General features: G+C 65.9%; 16 protein-coding genes. 2 read left to right on the top strand and 14 right to left on the bottom strand.

Annotated features, from left to right (window positions below; translation table 11 throughout):
* Nucleotides 1-565: 565 nt before the first annotated feature.
* The 5 genes from rpsN to AC5RUO_RS13490 form a co-directional block, all read right to left on the bottom strand.
* The gene (gene rpsN, locus AC5RUO_RS13510; RefSeq protein WP_009358853.1) at nucleotides 566-871 is read right to left on the bottom strand and encodes a 30S ribosomal protein S14; all 306 of its coding nucleotides are present in this window, start codon (nucleotides 869-871) and stop codon (nucleotides 566-568) included.
* A gap of 2 nt (nucleotides 872-873) precedes the next feature.
* On the bottom strand, nucleotides 874-1041 hold the full coding sequence (gene rpmG, locus AC5RUO_RS13505) for a 50S ribosomal protein L33 (protein WP_003798558.1): 168 nt from the start codon (nucleotides 1039-1041) through the stop codon (nucleotides 874-876).
* A complete protein-coding gene (gene rpmB, locus AC5RUO_RS13500) occupies nucleotides 1041-1277 on the bottom strand; it encodes a 50S ribosomal protein L28 (RefSeq protein ID WP_009358852.1) in 237 nt (78 codons plus the stop codon). The genes rpmG and rpmB overlap by 1 nt, the downstream gene beginning before the upstream one ends.
* A gap of 273 nt (nucleotides 1278-1550) precedes the next feature.
* Nucleotides 1551-2312 carry an SGNH/GDSL hydrolase family protein gene (locus AC5RUO_RS13495; protein ID WP_494103783.1) on the bottom strand — a complete coding sequence of 254 codons (762 nt, stop codon included), beginning with the start codon at nucleotides 2310-2312 and terminating at the stop codon, nucleotides 1551-1553.
* 64 nt (nucleotides 2313-2376) lie between these two features.
* Nucleotides 2377-2856: a MarR family winged helix-turn-helix transcriptional regulator gene (locus AC5RUO_RS13490; protein WP_494011584.1), complete on the bottom strand. Its 480-nt coding sequence runs from the start codon at nucleotides 2854-2856 to the stop codon at nucleotides 2377-2379.
* Between the two features lie 81 nt (nucleotides 2857-2937).
* Between AC5RUO_RS13490 and AC5RUO_RS13485 the strand changes: the two genes are divergently transcribed.
* Nucleotides 2938-3225: a YciI family protein gene (locus AC5RUO_RS13485; RefSeq protein ID WP_494011583.1), complete on the top strand. Its 288-nt coding sequence runs from the start codon at nucleotides 2938-2940 to the stop codon at nucleotides 3223-3225.
* Here AC5RUO_RS13485 and AC5RUO_RS13480 read toward each other — a convergent pair.
* From AC5RUO_RS13480 to AC5RUO_RS13455, 6 genes are all read right to left on the bottom strand, one after another.
* On the bottom strand, nucleotides 3222-4067 hold the full coding sequence (locus tag AC5RUO_RS13480) for an SGNH/GDSL hydrolase family protein (protein ID WP_494011582.1): 846 nt from the start codon (nucleotides 4065-4067) through the stop codon (nucleotides 3222-3224). The genes AC5RUO_RS13485 and AC5RUO_RS13480 overlap by 4 nt on opposite strands.
* 340 nt (nucleotides 4068-4407) lie before the next feature.
* Nucleotides 4408-5478 (bottom strand): siderophore-interacting protein, encoded by a 1071-nt coding sequence (locus AC5RUO_RS13475; protein ID WP_494103782.1) that lies wholly within the window; start codon nucleotides 5476-5478, stop codon nucleotides 4408-4410.
* Nucleotides 5475-6287, bottom strand: coding sequence for an ABC transporter ATP-binding protein (locus tag AC5RUO_RS13470; RefSeq protein WP_494011580.1), 813 nt, complete (start codon nucleotides 6285-6287; stop codon nucleotides 5475-5477). The genes AC5RUO_RS13475 and AC5RUO_RS13470 overlap by 4 nt, the downstream gene beginning before the upstream one ends.
* Nucleotide 6288: 1 nt before the next feature.
* Complete coding sequence (locus AC5RUO_RS13465) at nucleotides 6289-7332, bottom strand: FecCD family ABC transporter permease (protein WP_494052010.1); 1044 nt, start codon at nucleotides 7330-7332, stop codon at nucleotides 6289-6291.
* A gap of 11 nt (nucleotides 7333-7343) precedes the next feature.
* Nucleotides 7344-8381: a FecCD family ABC transporter permease gene (locus AC5RUO_RS13460; protein ID WP_494103790.1), complete on the bottom strand. Its 1038-nt coding sequence runs from the start codon at nucleotides 8379-8381 to the stop codon at nucleotides 7344-7346.
* A 61-nt stretch (nucleotides 8382-8442) separates the two neighbouring features.
* Nucleotides 8443-9534: an iron-siderophore ABC transporter substrate-binding protein gene (locus AC5RUO_RS13455; protein WP_494011578.1), complete on the bottom strand. Its 1092-nt coding sequence runs from the start codon at nucleotides 9532-9534 to the stop codon at nucleotides 8443-8445.
* Between the two features lie 352 nt (nucleotides 9535-9886).
* Between AC5RUO_RS13455 and AC5RUO_RS13450 the strand changes: the two genes are divergently transcribed.
* Nucleotides 9887-10381 (top strand): FBP domain-containing protein, encoded by a 495-nt coding sequence (locus tag AC5RUO_RS13450; RefSeq protein ID WP_494011577.1) that lies wholly within the window; start codon nucleotides 9887-9889, stop codon nucleotides 10379-10381.
* Between the two features lie 69 nt (nucleotides 10382-10450).
* On the opposite strand, the gene AC5RUO_RS13445 is transcribed toward AC5RUO_RS13450, so the two are convergent.
* The 3 genes from AC5RUO_RS13445 to AC5RUO_RS13435 all read right to left on the bottom strand — a co-directional run bounded on the left by AC5RUO_RS13445 (nucleotide 10451) and on the right by AC5RUO_RS13435 (nucleotide 15762).
* Nucleotides 10451-11179: a hypothetical protein gene (locus AC5RUO_RS13445; RefSeq protein ID WP_494103781.1), complete on the bottom strand. Its 729-nt coding sequence runs from the start codon at nucleotides 11177-11179 to the stop codon at nucleotides 10451-10453.
* Between the two features lie 183 nt (nucleotides 11180-11362).
* Complete coding sequence (locus AC5RUO_RS13440; protein WP_494103780.1) at nucleotides 11363-14824, bottom strand: ATP-binding protein; 3462 nt, start codon at nucleotides 14822-14824, stop codon at nucleotides 11363-11365.
* Entirely contained in the window at nucleotides 14821-15762 is a 942-nt protein-coding gene (locus AC5RUO_RS13435; protein ID WP_494103779.1) for a DUF4194 domain-containing protein, read from the bottom strand. The genes AC5RUO_RS13440 and AC5RUO_RS13435 overlap by 4 nt, the downstream gene beginning before the upstream one ends.
* Nucleotides 15763-15764: the final 2 nt, after the last annotated feature.

The raw sequence follows: 15764 nt of genomic DNA, 5'->3' as shown, positions 1-15764 counted from the left end.
ATGCCACAGGGGCGGCACGATCCGGCAAATTCAACCAATTACATACATAATCGGTATCAACAAACTTGGCACACTATTGAGTTCTCAAACAACAGACACACCCGGCACCACCCAAACCAAACATTCAGGATCGCTCCGGAGCAACTTTTCAAACTTACCGGCTTTCAAAGAACTTTGCAAATCAGCGTTTCCGCGACCCGCGTCCCTCTCAACCGCCCCCACCCGTTTCCGGCGCCCAAACGGGCCACCAGATTTTGGTCTTTGTTTTAGGGGTTTGGCCGCCCGCGGTAACCAGCTCTTCGCTGTCTCCCTCGCGGCGACTCAGAAAACAATACACCCCCACCCACCCCACCGCAACCCGGCCCCACCACCCCACCAAAACCCCGGAAACCCGCGCCAAAACCACCCACCATCCCACCCAGACAACCACCCGCCGTCGAAATACTTCCTGTGTCCTGCAGCACAGTGGACGCCGGCCGTTCCGGCTGTGGGTTAACGCAAGAAAGGGCCGGCAACCGTGATGGTTGCCGGCCCTTTCCAAGCAGCTGGTATCAGCCTTGCGGGATTACCAGGAAGACTTGGTGATGCCCGGAAGTTCGCCCTTGTGGGCCATGTCGCGGAAGCGGACACGGGAGATGCCGAACTTCTGGAAGGTGCCACGGGGACGGCCATCGATGATGTCGCGGTTACGCAGACGGATCGGGGACGCGTTGCGGGGCAGCTTCTGCAGGCCCAGGCGGGCTGCTTCGCGTGCTTCGTCGGTTGCGTTTTCGTCAACCAGGGTCTTCTTCAGTTCGAGGCGCTTGGCAGCGTAACGCTCAACGATGACCTTGCGCTGCTCGTTGCGAGCAATCTTGGACTTCTTAGCCATGTTTAGCGCTCCTCTCGGAATTCGACGTGCTGGCGGATCTTGGGGTCGTACTTCTTCAGGACCAGACGGTCCGGGTCGTTACGACGGTTCTTGCGGGTTACGTAGGTGTAACCCGTGCCCGCGGTCGACTTGAGCTTGATGATCGGACGTACGTCCTTGTCCTTTGCCATTAGAGCTTCACCCCACGAGCCAGGATTTCGGCGACGACTGCGTCGATGCCGCGTACGTCGATGGTCTTGATGCCACGAGCAGAGACCTGCAGCGTGACGTTACGGCGCAGGGACGGAACCCAGTAGCGCTTCTTCTGGATGTTCGGATCGAACCGGCGCTTGTTGCGACGGTGCGAGTGCGAAATGCTGTGCCCAAAGCCCGGCTCGGCCCCGGTCACTTGGCAGTGTGCTGCCATGACTTCTCCTCAAGAATTGAATGTAATGATCCGCATATCTGCTGCTGGACCATGCTGCTAAGGGCGACCCAAAAATAAAAAGGGCGAACGGTTAGTCACGCAACTTGAGCCCCTAACTACCGGCCACCCTGGAGAAAATACCGGGCAACCGGAGCAATTGCGCACGCTCCGCGCACTTAGCGCCTACCAAGTCTACGAGTTCGCGCAATTAAAGACCAATCCGGGGGAACTGGGTGTATAAGCAGGGCCCGACCGCGGCACCTTCCCGAGCGCCTAGAGCCGGGTCAGCCGGGGGTACTTGGGCGAGAGGTTGTCTCCCGAGGATTTGCCTGCGACGCGGCGGACCACCCACGGGCCGGCGTATTCCCGGAACCACTGGGCGTTGGCGCGGAGCGCTTCAGCGCCCTTCAGCTCCGGCACTGGCGTCATGGGCGGGATGTCAATGGAGTGGTCGTATTTGAGCACTTCCATGACCCGCTTGGCCATGTTGGCGTGCCCGGCTGCGGACATGTGCATGCGGTCCTTCGCCCACATGCCCCAGTCGTAGTACTCGCTAAAGCGCCAGTAGTCCACCAGCAGGGCCCCGTGATCACCTGCGATGCCGCGGACCAACTCGTTGTAGATGGCTGTGCGGCCGCGCATCGTGCCGAAAACCTTGGAGCCGCGGGCATCGAATCCAGTGAACGTCAGCACTGTGGCGCCGGTGGCAGCCAGCTTGCGGATGCCGTCGTCGTACTCTGCCAGCAGGTCGTCGATGTCGATCCGGGGGCGCAGGATGTCGTTGGCACCCGCGTAGATGCTCACCAGGGTGGGTTTGAGCTCGACGGCGGCGTCCACCTGCTCGGCCAGGATCTGCCGGAGTTTCCTGCCGCGGATGGCTAGGTTGGCGTAGCCGAATCCTGGGTCCGCGGCACTAAGCTGCTCTGCCACACGGTCAGCCCAGCCCCGGACGCCGTTGGGACGGGTGGGATCGTCGTCGCCCACGCCTTCGGTGAAGGAGTCGCCAAGGGCCACGAACCGGGAGGTGAAATCCATAGCGGCTAGTTTGCCATCCGTTGCCGGGAGCAACCAACCGGACGGGAGGCGTAGGTGCGGGTCCCTAGCTTTCGCGCAGGATCCAATGGTCCGCGTCCAGGCGGCCCACGACTTTTTCGCCGATCCGGGCGAGGTCCAGGACGTCCTGCTCGGTCAAGGCGTCAAGGAAGAGGTTGCGTACCGACTCCACGTGGTCCGGCGCCAGGCCGACGATGGTGGCCATGCCTTCCTCCGTGAGGTGGGCGATAGTGACCCGGGCGTCGTGGGGGTGCGGCCGGCGCTCCACCCATCCGCGCTTCTGCAGCTTGGTCACCACGTGGGAAAGCCGGGACAGGGACGCGCTGCTCCGGGCCGCGAGCTCGCTCATGGGCAGGAACCGCTCGTCCGCCTCCGAAAGCATTGCCAGAACGGTGTAGTCGAAGAGCGAAAGCTTCCCGGCAGCGTGCAGTTTTGTGTCCAGGGCTGCGGGCAGCAGGGTGTTGATGCTGACCAGGGCGAGCCAGGCACGTCGTTCATCGGGGTTGAGCCACCGCGGTTCGGTCATTCCCATATTCTACGATTGATCCTTCAAGCTTCGCCGCCCGGCCGGGTTCCGGTGCCGCAGGCCCCCGGTAGGCTATGGCGCATGTATGTTGTCTCCCTGACCTACCGGGTTCCGCAGGACATCGTCGATTTCCACAATGATGCGCACATCAGCTGGCTGCAGAGAGCCTTCGACGACGGCGTCTTCATCGCCGCCGGCCGGAAGGTTCCCCGGACCGGGGGCCTGCTGCTTTCCCGGGCGGACCGTGCCACGCTGGACGCCAGCCTGGCGCAGGACCCGTTCTACACCAATGGCGTGGCCGACTTTGAAGTGGTGGAGTTCCACGCCGGCCGGGTGGCGCCGGGCTTCGAGAACCTCCTGGACAGTTAGGCGCCTTCTGCGGCTGCAGCGTTTTCTGCCGCCACCTTCTTCAGCCCGCCTTTCCTGGGGACTTTGACCGGTTCGGGCCAGCGCGGGCTCAGTTGGTCCCCCAGGGTGACGCCCCGCAGTTTGCGTCCGAAGAGCGGCAGGACCCAGTCATTCACCCAGCGGCGCTGGCGCCGCTCCCATTCCCGCAGGGTAAGTCGGGTTGGCGGTTGCCAGTCCTTGGGCCTGATTTTGTGCGGGACTCCCAGCTGGTCCAGTACCTGCCCGGCCAGGTACTTGTGTCCGGCCTTTGACATGTGGAGCCGGTCCGAGTCCCACATCCGGCGGTCGTGGAAGGCGTCGAGGCACCAGTAATCCACCAGGACCGCCCCGTACTTGGCGGCAATTTCCCGGACCCGTTCGTTGTAAAAGGAATTGCGCCTCTTCAGCGGCTCGAGCAGCGCCGACACTTTGACGTCGAAGCCCGTGAACAGCACAAGGGTGGCCCCAGTTCCCGCCAGCTGACGGACGAACTCCTCATAGTCAGCCATCAGCACAGCCATGTCTGTCTTCAGGTCGAGGATGTCGTTGCCGCCGGCATAGAGGGTGACCAGCGTCGGCCTCATCCGCAGTGCCGGTTCCAACTGCTCATCGATGATGTGCCGGAGCCGCTTGCTGCGGATGGCCAGGTTCGCGTACTTCCACCCGGGCTGTGCCTTGGCGAGTTTCTCTGCCACCCGGTCAGCCCAGCCCCGCACCCCGTTGGGCAGCCGCTCGTCCCGGTCCCCCACACCCTCGGTGAACGAGTCCCCGAGGGCAACGAACACCCGCCGCCCGGAGTCAGGAAGCAAAGGTTCACGCACCACAGCGCCAACCTAGCCACCGAAAGAAAAGGAAGTACGACGCCGGGATTAACAGTAAGTGAGCGAGCGTCGGGTTTACGCCGCCAAACGTGAGCGCGCGTCCGGGTTTTAGCCGCCAGAAGTGAGCGGGCGTTTGGCGACGTGCAGATCAAGCCGGCGCGCACTTTTGCGTAGGAGCGCATCGCCGACTGGAGCGCAGTGGAGGCCGTTCGCGGCCGGAACGGAGAGTAGGGAGGAAGGGCGGACCCGAGGGCCCCGAACTGAGCTTGCGAAGTTTGGGAAGGGTCCAACCGCTAAGCGACGGCAAGCCGGCAGTCACGGTGACCCAACCAGGCGGAAGGGCTTACCCTTCGGCTTTGCCCTGCCTCCAGTACCCCATGAACGCAACCTGCTTCCGGTCGATGCCCACGTCGCGGACGAGGTACCGGCGCATGTCCTTGATGACGGCTGCTTCGCCGGCGATCCACGCGTAGAAAGGCATGGCGCCCGCCGGCATGCCCGGGTTCTTGGTGGCAATGATCTCCGACGTTTCCATCCGGGAAGGGGTCTCCCAGAGGATGTCCACGTCCACGTTGACGTCTTCGGGCTCGGGCCCGGCTCCGCCGTCCACTTCTTTGATCCCCACCCAGCCGGGTACGGGAACGGCTTTGCGGACGGCTTCCTGCAGCAGTTCGCCGTGCGGCCGGGACCGTCCGATCTGCGCACCGCGCGCCAGCCAGGTGATTTCGACGTCGGCGGGTGAGGTGAGTTCCAGGAAGTCGCCCGCCTCGGGGACTTCGAGGAAGGCGTGGCCGGTCATGTACTCCGGGAGGCTTTGCAGGATGGCGGAGATGGCCGGGACAGCTGTTTCGTCGCCGGCAAGGAGGATCCGCTGGGCCAGGCCCGGCCGCCATTCGATGCCCGAGTAGATTTCGGCGGTGACGCAGTGCGCGGCGCGGTTGTTCGGGCCGATGATGGTGATGGCGTCCCCGGGCTTGGCGTTGAGGGCCCAGTTGGCAGCCGGACCGCCGTGGCCGTGGTCATCGAAATGCATGACGAAATCGACGTCGATCTCCGGGTACACCGCGTCAAGCCGGGCCTGCCGCACCGTGTAGGTGCGCATTGATCCACGGCCGGCGGGGTCCATCTCCAGCCATTCGCGGTACCATCCCGCCTCGGCCATTTCGAAGACCGGCAGCGGAATTTGCGTGCCGTCAGCGGCGAGGGACGGGATCATGAGTTTGATCCGGAGGTCCAGGGTGTCCCCGTGGACGCCGAAGTCCCGCAGCGAGTAGCCGCCAAACGTGATCCTGCGGAAGTTGGGGCTGAGTTCCTGGACCGAGGAGACGGTGACCTCGAACGCCAGGGTCATCGGCTCTGTATTCATGGACTGCGCGTTCATCGGCTTGGCGGACGCAGCATTTCGGGTCTTCATGAAACAAGCTCCAGTTCGGTGGGGACGTGGTGGCGGCCGATGGGGATGATCAGGGGCGTTCCGGACACGGGGTCGGGGATGACGCGGGAGTCGAGGTTGAAGACATTGCGGACCAGGCTTTCGGTGACTACCTCACGCGGCTTGCCCACGGCCACCACGGCGCCGGCCTTCATGGCGATGACGTTGTCCGCATACCGGGCGGCGAGGTTGAGGTCATGCAGGACGATTGCCACGGTGGTGCCGCGCTTGCGGTTCAGGTCCGTCACGAGGTCCAGGACCTCCACCTGGTGGGCGAGGTCCAGGTAGGTGGTGGGCTCGTCCAGCAGCAGGACGTCGGTTTCCTGGGCGAGGGCCATGGCGATCCACACCCGCTGCCGCTGCCCGCCGGAAAGTTCGTCCACGTCGCGCCCGGCGAGGGCCAGCGTCTCGGTTGCTTCCAACGCGCGCTGCACGGCGGCGTCGTCCTGGTCGCTCCAGCTGCGGAAGAAGCCCTGGTGCGGGTAGCGGCCGCGGCCCACCAGGTCGCGGACCGTGATGCCGTCCGGGGCGGTGGGGTGCTGTGGGAGGAGGCCAAGGGTGCGTGCCAGCTCCCGGGCAGGACGGGCGTGAATGTCCTTCCCGTCCAGCGTGACGGCGCCTGACGCGGGTTTGAGGAGCCGGGACAGGCCGCGGAGCAGCGTGGACTTCCCACAGGCATTCGCGCCCACGATCATGGTCACCTTGCCCTCGGGGATTTCCACGCTGAGGCCGTCCACCACGCAGCGCTGGTCGTATTTCAGCGTCAGGTCCTTGGCATTGAGAACAGCCACGTCAGGCATCCTTTCGGTTGGCCGCGACCAGGAGCCACAGCAGGAAGGGGGCGCCGAGCGCGCCGGTGATGACGCCGACCGGCAGGACGGTGCCGTCCAGCAGCAGCGGGGCAAGGTTGGCGGCGAAGTAGTCGGCCGCGAGGACGATGAGCGCTCCCACCAGGGCCGACGCCGGGAGGCTGGCTTTGCCGGTGAAGCGGCGGGCTATGGGCCCGGCGAGGAAGGCGACGAAAGCGACCGGGCCGGCTGCCGCCGTCGCGACGGCCGCAAGCGTGACGGCGATGATCACCAGGGCGAGGCGGGACGCGTTGACTGGGACACCCAGGCCTGCGGCGGCATCGTCCCCGAGTTCAAGGATCCGCAGCGGCCCGGCGATGACGGCCACCGCGGGGATAAGGACCACCAGGGCGAAAAACAAGACACCTGCGCGGTCCCAGTTGGCGGAGTTCAGGGACCCGTTCAGCCAGACGAGGGCGTCGGCGGCGGTGCGGATATCGGCCCGGGTCATCAGGAAGTTGACCACCGCGTGGAGTGCGGCCGCGATGCCCACGCCGGCGAGGACCAGCCGGTTGCCGGCGGCGCTGCCGCGGCTGGTTCCGCGCAGGGCTCCTCCAGCGGAGATTGCGTAGATGAGTGCGGCCACAGCCAGGGCACCGGCAAGGGCCGCGCCGGAGACCACGGCGCCTGACGCGCCGAAAACGACGATGGCGAAGACGGCGGCGGCGCTGGCACCGTAGCTGATGCCGATGACGTCGGGGCTGGCCAGCGGGTTGCGGAGCATTGTCTGGAACAGCGCACCGGCGAGGCCGAACGCGAGGCCGATCATGGTGCCGATGACTGCCCGGGGAAGCTTGTTTTCCATGACGATGAAGCTGGCACCGGGAATTTTTTCCCCGCCCGTCAGGTGCGCAACCAGGATCTTGAAGAAGTCCGGGATTGTGACGGTGTAGCTGCCGAGCAGGACGTACACCGCAAACAGGAGGACGACGCCGGCGGCCAGCACGGCGGTCCGATTCAGGCGCAGGCTGCCGCGGCGTTGCTCCATCTGGGTGAGGGTCACAGTCCGGCCCCTTTCCCCCGGCGGATCAGCCAGACGAACACGGGTGCACCCACCAAAGCGGTCATGATGCCGGCGGGAACTTCACCGGGGAGCAGCACAACCCGGCCGATGATGTCGGCCGCGAGCAGCAGCACGGGGGCGGCCACCAGGGAGAACGGCAGGATCCACCGGTAGTCGGGCCCGGTGAGGAACCGGACAGCGTGCGGAACCACCAGGCCGACGAAGGCGATCGGCCCGGCAAGGGCGGTGGCCGTTCCACACAGCAGGACGATGCCCAGGGCAGTGACAGCACGGGCCAGGCCCACGCGCTGGCCGAGGCCACGGGCAATGTCGTCGCCGAGGGCCAGGCTGTTGAGGATGCGTCCGGTCAGGAGCACAATGGCGGCGCCCACGGCGAGGAAGGGTATCCCGGGCAGAACGACGGACCAGTCACGGCCAGCCACGCCGCCCACCTGCCAGAAGCGGAAGCGGTCCAGGGTGTCCTGGCTGGACACCAGGATGACGTTCATCAGCGAGTACAGTCCGGCGCTGAGTGCGGCGCCGGCCAGCGCCAGCTTCACGGGCGTGGCACCGTCCCGGCCAAGGGCAGCGATGAGGTACACCACGACGGCGGCAACCGCCGCGCCAATGAAGGCGAACCAGATGTAGCCGGAGAAGGTGGCGACGCCGAAGACGTAGATGCCGGTCACCACTGCCAGGGCGGCTCCGGCGTTAACGCCGATGATGCCGGGATCGGCGAGCGGGTTGCGGGCGACGCCCTGCATGGCCGCGCCGGCAAGGCCCAGCGCACCGCCGGCAAGGAGGCCGAGCACGGTGCGGGGGATCCGGGCGTGGACTACTGCATGATCCCCGTTTGCGGGATCAAAGGAGGTCAGCGCCTCCAACGCGATGCCGAGGGGAATGGCGCGGGCGCCGATGGCCAGGGACGCCCCGGCCAGGATGGCCAGCACGACGACGGCGGCCAGCAGCCAGGCGGCCCGCTTTCCTCCGGAAGCGGGGCCGCGGGAGGGACCCTTCGGTCCTTTCCCCTGCACCGCAGTGCCGGCCCCTCCCGGGGAGGCCGCCGTCGTCGTACTGTGCGTCACGGAGCGGTGCTTACTTCACTGCATCCGCCGCGGTGGCCAGCTGCGGCAGGAACGTGTCCAGCGACCACGGCAGGCTCAGCGGGGAGGCAGCGGAGATGGACAGCGTCAGCGTGTTGTCCGGATCTGCAACCAGGGCGCCGTTCTTGATGGCGGGGATCTGGCTCAGCAGCGGGTCGGCCTTGATGGCGTCCGCGGTGGAGGAGTCCGGAACCCAGGTCACGAAAACGTCGGATTCGAGCTCATTGGCCTTCTCGGCAGACCACGGGATGAAGAACTCCTTGGAATCCTTGGAGTTTTCCTCCACCACGGGGGCAAGCGTCATACCGATTTCGGAGAGGAACCGGGGACGGTTGTCGTTGGCCGTGTAGACGTTGACGCCGTCACCCTTGGCCGGCTCCAGGTTGCCGTAGATGAAGCTCTTGCCTTCGATCTGCGGGTACTTGGAGACCTTCTCCTTGATGGTGGCTTCGGTGTCGGAGATCAGCTTGGTGGCTTCGGCGTCCTTGCCGAGGGCCTTGCCGATGATGGAGGTGGAGTCCTGCCAGGAGGTGCCGTAGGCCAGCTCCGGATGGGCAACAACCGGTGCGATCTCGGTCAGCTTCTTGTAGTCCTCCTCGGTCAGGCCCGAGTAGGCGGCCAGGATGACGTCCGGGGTGAGCTTTGCAATCTCGGTGAAGTTGATGCCGTCAGCCTCGGAGTACTGGACCGGGGCCTTGTCCGAGCCGAAGCCGGCGCCGAGCTCCTCGAGGGCTGCGTCCTTCCAGGGGGTGGAGCCCTGCTCGTTGCCGCCCCACTCATTCTTGGGGACACCGACGGGAACAACGCCCAGGGCAATGGCGACGTCGTCATTGACCCAGGAGACGGTGGCTACACGGGTGGGCTGCTTCTCAATGATGGTTTCACCGAATGCATGTTCGATGGTGACCGGGAACTGCGAGCTGCTGGAGCTGGAAGTGCCGGCGTCCGTGGTGGAGGACGCGGGGCCTGTGGAGCAGGCCGAGAGGGTGAGCGCCGCTGCGGCCAGAACGGCCGTCGCCTTGCCGGCTGATTTGAACAGCGTGCGGCGTGTGGCACCAAGGCCTGTGAAGAGGGGGGAAGTCACGGAACTCCTTAAGTGAACGATGCGAACTCAAGTAAGGCTAGCCTACCCTGTGCTGCATTACGCAACGTTTACGTATCTTATTCCCCAGCGTGATGAAGGACACAAGGACTGACGCGTGTCGCTGCCTTGGACAGGCGGTGCCTCTTTTGGCAGGATGACACTGCTGGTTCCGTACATGGCCAACCAGCGGGCAGAAGAGATGGGAACCACGGAGAAATGTGCACGCGGAGGGCCTTGAGGGCCGCGGCTGCCACGGGAAGCGGGGCGGCCGCTTTGGCCTGCTCCGCGGGGAATGACTGACCCCTTGTTTCCCTGACCCACGTCGGGTCCCATCTCTTACGAAAGCACAGCCATGCAATCAGTCACGCCCCAACAGATCCGGGCATCCTTCATTAATGCCAGCCGCTCCGAGGCGGCCAAACTCAACCTGCCCAAGGATTTCGACTCCCTTGACTGGGACAACCTCGAGTTCCTGGGCTGGCGGGACGGGAAGATGCCCCTCCGCGGGTACCTGGTAGTCCCCGGCACTAAAGGCCTGACCGGCATCATGTTGCGTGCCCCCGAAAGCGGCGCCCGGAAGAACCGCTCAGTGCTCTGCGAGCTCTGCCGGGACGTCTTTTCCAAGGAGGACGTACTCCTCTGGGTGGCCAGGCGCGCCGGCCAGTCCGGACGCGACGGCAACACCGTGGGCACCCTTATTTGCGCAGACTTCCTGTGCTGCGGCAACGTGCGCAAGGAACCGCCGGCCAACGAGATCAATCCGGACCCGGCCGCCGTCGTCCTCCGCCAGATTGAAGGCCTCAAGGACCGCACCGCCCAATTCCTGGCCCGCGTGCAGGGTCAGTAATAGGCGCGCAGGCCAGCCCTGCAGGCGGAAGCCCTCCCCCAAGTGGAGGAGGGCTTCCCCGCCTGCCGGTCAGCGGTAGGAGAAGCTCATGAGCACGGACTTCAGGGCACGGCCTTCGGCACTCCAGTACCAGGCTTGCGCTGCCTCAGGACCCTCGAACCGCGGTTCATCGAACAGCACATCTGCGGTGAAAATGCGGTCGCCGATTCTGACAAGGCCGTATTGCACCTGCCCGTCCGGCGAGACGGGCGCTCCTGGTGTCAGGCCCATCCGGTAATGAGTAGCGCCATCAGTGCGATCAATAAAGAACGAAGAACTAGGCGTGGGAACAGAAGCGCCGATCAGTCCCGGCACCGGATCCGTCTCAATGATGTTCCTGGTGACGTTTCCGGCCGTGGCGTCACCGACCTGGCTGTAGTACACAGCGATCTGCTCCTTGCCGCTGGCATCCAAGACGGTCGCCGTCTCCACGGCGGGGGACGCTGACACCTGCTCATGCTTCACGCTCCAGCCCGCAGGATAGGCAAACGACAGGCGGCCGTCTGCGAACGTGAAGGCTTCCGGTCCCGGGGGCACGGGGGACGAGGTGGCGGCGGGAACAATTGATGGATCGGGGCTCGTGGTGACCGTCGGGGCGGCCGGCGTTGCGGACGCGCCCCCGCTCGACGTGGCCGTTTGTGCGGAAGGCCCCGCGGTCTCCCCACTCCCCCCAGAAGTGCCTGCCGCGCAGCCCGCGAGGGACAGCGCCGCCGCAGTGATCGCGGCCAGGAGGAAGGATGCTCGGTGTTGCAGGTGCATCGGAATGCCTTTCAAGATGACGCCATCGTCTCTTGGGGACAGTGCGGAACCCCAGTTTGTCCGCAGTACCTGTGGGATTTACTCAGGCGAGGTGAGTTGGTAGAGCCAAGAGTGGCACAGCAAAAACACCTGGTTCTAGAGCGTGAAGAATAAATCCATCAATTTGTTATTTACGGTTTCGGATCAGCGCAGAACGATATCCACCGGGTTTGCCTCGGACCGCCAAGACCCCTCTTCACCGGGCCGGGGCTTGATCACCGGAGCCGCCAGGACGCCCGAACGGTTGGTCCGCCTGTCGCGGAGGATCTCGGTCACCGAGCCCAGGTGCCGGGACAGGTCGATGACGTTCTCCGGCGCGGCCAGCAGCAGCTGGAATCCGAACTCGTGCAGCGCCTTGATGCCGGCACCGGCGAATTCCTCGGAGGCCAGGACGAACGCCTCATCCATCATCACGGTGCCGTACGTGGTGAAGCCCTGTTCGGCGATGCCCAGCTGGTAGCTCAGCGCGGCGGCCATGATGAACGCGGTAAAGCGCTGCCGCTCGCCGCCGGACATGGAGCCCGTGTCCGCATGCATGAAGACGTCGGTCTTCTTGCCCGCCTTTTTGCCCGACGGCGCGCCGGTCACCTCACGGTGCTCCTTGCACTGGATGAACAGGTGTCCGCGGACGTCCAGCACCTCGGCCCGCCAGCGCCGGTCTTCCGGCGCCTGCGAGCCCAACCGTTTCACCAGCGTCTCCAGCGACTTGTAGCGCGCGGTGAGCTCGTCGTCGTCGTTCTTTTCCGCTCCCGCGGCATCGGAACGGGAAGGCCGGGTGTGGCGGGCCTTGAGCGCGTTCTGGATGGCGTCCTTGAACTGCTTGGCCGTGGGCGGCAGGGTCTGCTTGATATCCAATTCCAGGTAGCTGCCCTCATGGAAGTTCACCTGCGACAGGATGCCGTTGAGGGGCAGGATCCGGCTGGTGATGGAGCGGCGTTCCTCGTCCAGGAGGTGCAGCAGGGTGCTGAAGGACTCGTGCGTGCGCTGGTTGAAGAACTGCCGAAACTCCGCCTCCTGCGCCGGCAGCCCGTCGCTGACAATAGCGTGGTACCGGCTTTCGAACTCGCTGGCGGCGCCGATGGTGGTGCCATGGTCGGCGGAGATGGCACTCCCCCAGTCCCGCACGAAGCCCTCGAAGATCCGCGTCAGCCGCTCGGCGGTGGCCTGGCCCCGGGACTCGGCAGCATGCAGCTCCGCCAGCAGCGCCGTCCGCACCCGGTTGGCCAGGTTGTCCAGTTCGTGCATTTCAGCCACGTCGCCAAAGTCGGCGAAGCGCGGTTCCAGCGCGGCAACCGTGGCGTCCGACGGCGGCGCCTGGGCCAGGCGTTCACGTGCGCCTTCCAGCAGGGAATCGGCAGCGGTCAGCTGACGGTCCAGGGCCTTGTACTCGCTCTGCAGGACCGCGGCAGCCTCGGTGCTGGACTGGTGCTTCTGCCGCACCTCCTCAATGGTGGCACGCAGCGGTTCAAGGTCCGCCTGGGCGGCGAGGGCGTCCTTGAGCCGCTGCTCAATGCGCGCCAGCTCATCCGCTGCCACCGCAGCTGACACCTGTTCCCAGGGGCGGTCGTCCTCCGCAATGCGGCGCAGGGCTTCAAGCTGGCGGCTCATGCCCTGGTGCGAATCCTCACGGCTTTGCGCGAGTTCGGCGGCCTTGGCCACCTCTTGCCGGAGATCCTCCACCTGGCCGGCCACGAGTTCCAGCTTGGCGGCGTTGTCGAAGCCCAGGACATAATCCTGCCGGCTGGTGAAGCGGTCGTCCTTCTCCACGGTGTGGCGGTTGCGCTTGACCACGCCACCCAGGCTCAGGCCCTTATCCAGGCCGGCCAGTTCGTCCGGATCCTCCACGCAGGGGTAGGCGAAGTCGAGTGCGATCCGTTCACGGATCCAGGCTCCGGCCTCAGCAGCCGCACCCGTGGCGAGGATGTCCAGCTTGGTGAGCAGGTCGCCGTCGCGCACGTCCTCCACGGCCAGTGCGCCGCCGGCCAGCGGCTTGGAGACATCCACTGCCCGCAACGCGCCGCGCACCTTGTTGTCATTCAGGTACCGCGTGACGGCGGCGAAGTGCTTGCCCGGAACCAGCAGCGTGGTGGCGAGGCTGCGGAGCGCACGTTCAGCAGCTGGCCGCCAACGCTCCTCCCCCTCAGCCAGGTCCATCAGCTCACCCGCGAACGGCATCCGCTCTTCCGGGATGCCGGTGGCGGCAGCAATCGCGGAACGGTTTTCAATGCTCGACGGCGGAAGCAGGGACTTGCGCGTCTTCAGCGAGACAAGTTCCTGCTCAGCCGCTGCCAGCTCGCGCTTCTTCGTCGCTTGGGCGTCGAAGGCCTCGAACCGCAGCTCCTGGAGGGCCTGCGAATCGTCCTTCAGCTCGGCCGACCGCGCCGCTGCCTGCTCATGCGCCTGCTCCCAGCCCCCGGCCGTCCACTCGAGCCGCAGCCCGGCGTCGGCGAGCGCCTGCTGGGCCGATCCTTCCACTTGCTGGCGGAGCTTCAGCCCCACCCGGGCGTTTTCAAGCGACTGCTCAATCGCGGAAATCGCGTTGCCGCCCTGGCTGTTGTAGTCGGTCTCCAGCTGGCGCAGTTCCTTGGCCAGGCCGTCCCGGACCGCGCGCTCGGCCCCAAGCTCCTTGGCCTTCGCCTGTGCCAGCTCCTTGAACCGGGCCAGTGTCTTCTCGTGGACCGTGACAGCCAGCCGCTGCCGGTACGCCTCGAACTCCTCGCCGGCGAGCTCCCGCAGCCGGTTCGCGTCAAGGAGCGACTGCGCGTACTCGCGGTTCAGCCCGGGAACGGGAGCCAGCTGGTCGCGCTGCTGCCGCACGTCCTCCAGCCGCTGCCGGATGGACATCAGGTTGCTGAACTCCTCCACCACGTCGTCAGCGGCGGCAAGTGTGGCCGGCGCGTCCAGCACCTGGTCCCGGAAGAACGTGTTGACGCTGCCGCCCAGCCCCTTGCCCGCCTGGATGACGCGCAGGAGCGGAAGCGCCTGGTCCGAGTTGATCCCCAGCAGCCGGCGGAAGCGCTCGGCGAAGGCCTTGTGCACGTCGAAAACCTGCGCGTGCGGGAAGGTCGTCTCAAGTACAGCCTTGGTGAACCGCTTGGCGGCGATGCCCTCCACGGTCTCCAGGTCCAGGGGCGTGCTGTCGATCAGGTAGAACCGGCCCACGCTGGACTCCGTGCCGTTCTTCGGCAGGTCGAACAGCGCCGAGACCGTCACCTTGGTGCCCGCGGCGTTGTCGAACGTCAGCGCGACGGCGGACCAGGTGGCACCCGGGCGCTGGAACGCACTCGCCGATCCCTCGCCCACGGCCTTGTCGCCCACCTTGCCGCGCATGTACGTGAATGTGGTCCGCTTGTCCTCCACGGCCCCGCCCGAACGCTGCGCCGCCGCCTCGTTGGACCGCGGCCGGGCATCGAACACCCGCAGCATGGCATCGAACAGGGTCGACTTTCCCACGCCTGAGTTGCCGGTGAGCAGCGTGCCGTCCCGGTCCACGTGCATCGTGTGCGCCCCGTGGAAGGTGCCCCAGTTGACCACCTGCACCAGCGCAAGCCGCATCTGGCCCGGGTTGGTCACCTCGCCCATCGGAAGCATGCTCGCGATACTCACTGTCCTGACTCCTCCGTGGTCGTGGCTGGGGCCGACGACGGTGCTGCCGCCCCCGCCCCTTCGCCGGGCGGCAATCGTCCTGCGGACGATGCGCCCGGCTCCGACAGGCCCGATGCCACTCCCTGGGCGGCAGCACCGTCGTCGTCGCTCTTATCGTCGCCTTCGGAGTCGTCACTGTCCTCGTCGGGGGAGGAGGAGTCCGCATCCAGATCCAGGAGGGGTTCTGTTCCTGACTGGTCTGCTGATGCGGCCACCAAAGCTTCGATGTGGGCCGGGATGTCGCCGATGTTTTCGAACGGGAGGGCCAGGGGCAGGGCGTTGGAGATCGTGTAGACGTCGTCCAGGCCTGTGGGAAGCAGGAGCTGGCGGGCCAGTAGTTTGGTGATGGCACGGGTGACGACGTCGGAATCGCGGAGGGCGTCCTGCTGGCCGGCGGGCTGGTAGTGGGCCACGAGGTCGGCGATTTCCTCGCGGGTGATGGTGGGATCCGTCTGCGCCGTGACGTGCCGGTCCAGCAGCAGGCGCAGCCGGAGCAGCACGATGGTCTCCACCCGGCTCAGTGCGCGCTGCTGCCGCAGGATGCTTGAGCGGGCGCCGCCGCCGATCACCTCGGGGTCCACCGGGCGAAGGACCGCGATTTTGCGCTCGTGGTCAAGCTGCATGGCCAGGAACAGTTCGGACAGCCGGCTCCGCAGGATCACCTGGTTGTCCAGCAGCACGGTCCACAGCTTCTCGTCCCGGCCGCCGTCGATGTACGGGCCTTTCAGGAGCTTCACCAGCGCCTGCCGCACTTTCATGGACAGCACTCCAGTGTCCCCCGGGAACAGGGCAGCACCGTCAACAAAGGTGTCGCGGGGAGTGACGCCGCCGATAACCGGGCTGGTCGCAGTCCCGGCAGGCTCGCCTGCCGGAACCGCCGTCGTGCTGTCTTCAGTCATCG

The organism is Arthrobacter sp. Y3221087 (assembly GCF_059089905.1).
Note: the sequence above shows the minus strand (reverse complement) of the source record. Positions and strands in the feature narration are given on the sequence as shown.

Bases quoted from the DNA above. Each gene is read 5' to 3' on its own strand.
- AC5RUO_RS13435 (WP_494103779.1), bottom strand. From the start codon at position 15,762: ATGACTGAAGACAGCACGACGGCGGTTCCGGCAGGCGAGCCTGCCGGG.
- AC5RUO_RS13475 (WP_494103782.1), bottom strand. From the start codon at position 5,478: ATGAAGACCCGAAATGCTGCGTCCGCCAAGCCGATGAACGCGCAGTCC.
- rpmB (WP_009358852.1), bottom strand. From the start codon at position 1,277: ATGGCAGCACACTGCCAAGTGACCGGGGCCGAGCCGGGCTTTGGGCAC.
- AC5RUO_RS13485 (WP_494011583.1), top strand. From the start codon at position 2,938: ATGTATGTTGTCTCCCTGACCTACCGGGTTCCGCAGGACATCGTCGAT.
- AC5RUO_RS13495 (WP_494103783.1), bottom strand. From the start codon at position 2,312: ATGGATTTCACCTCCCGGTTCGTGGCCCTTGGCGACTCCTTCACCGAA.
- AC5RUO_RS13465 (WP_494052010.1), bottom strand. From the start codon at position 7,332: ATGGAGCAACGCCGCGGCAGCCTGCGCCTGAATCGGACCGCCGTGCTG.
- AC5RUO_RS13490 (WP_494011584.1), bottom strand. From the start codon at position 2,856: ATGACCGAACCGCGGTGGCTCAACCCCGATGAACGACGTGCCTGGCTC.
- AC5RUO_RS13445 (WP_494103781.1), bottom strand. From the start codon at position 11,179: ATGCACCTGCAACACCGAGCATCCTTCCTCCTGGCCGCGATCACTGCG.
- rpsN (WP_009358853.1), bottom strand. From the start codon at position 871: ATGGCTAAGAAGTCCAAGATTGCTCGCAACGAGCAGCGCAAGGTCATC.
- rpmG (WP_003798558.1), bottom strand. From the start codon at position 1,041: ATGGCAAAGGACAAGGACGTACGTCCGATCATCAAGCTCAAGTCGACC.
- AC5RUO_RS13450 (WP_494011577.1), top strand. From the start codon at position 9,887: ATGCAATCAGTCACGCCCCAACAGATCCGGGCATCCTTCATTAATGCC.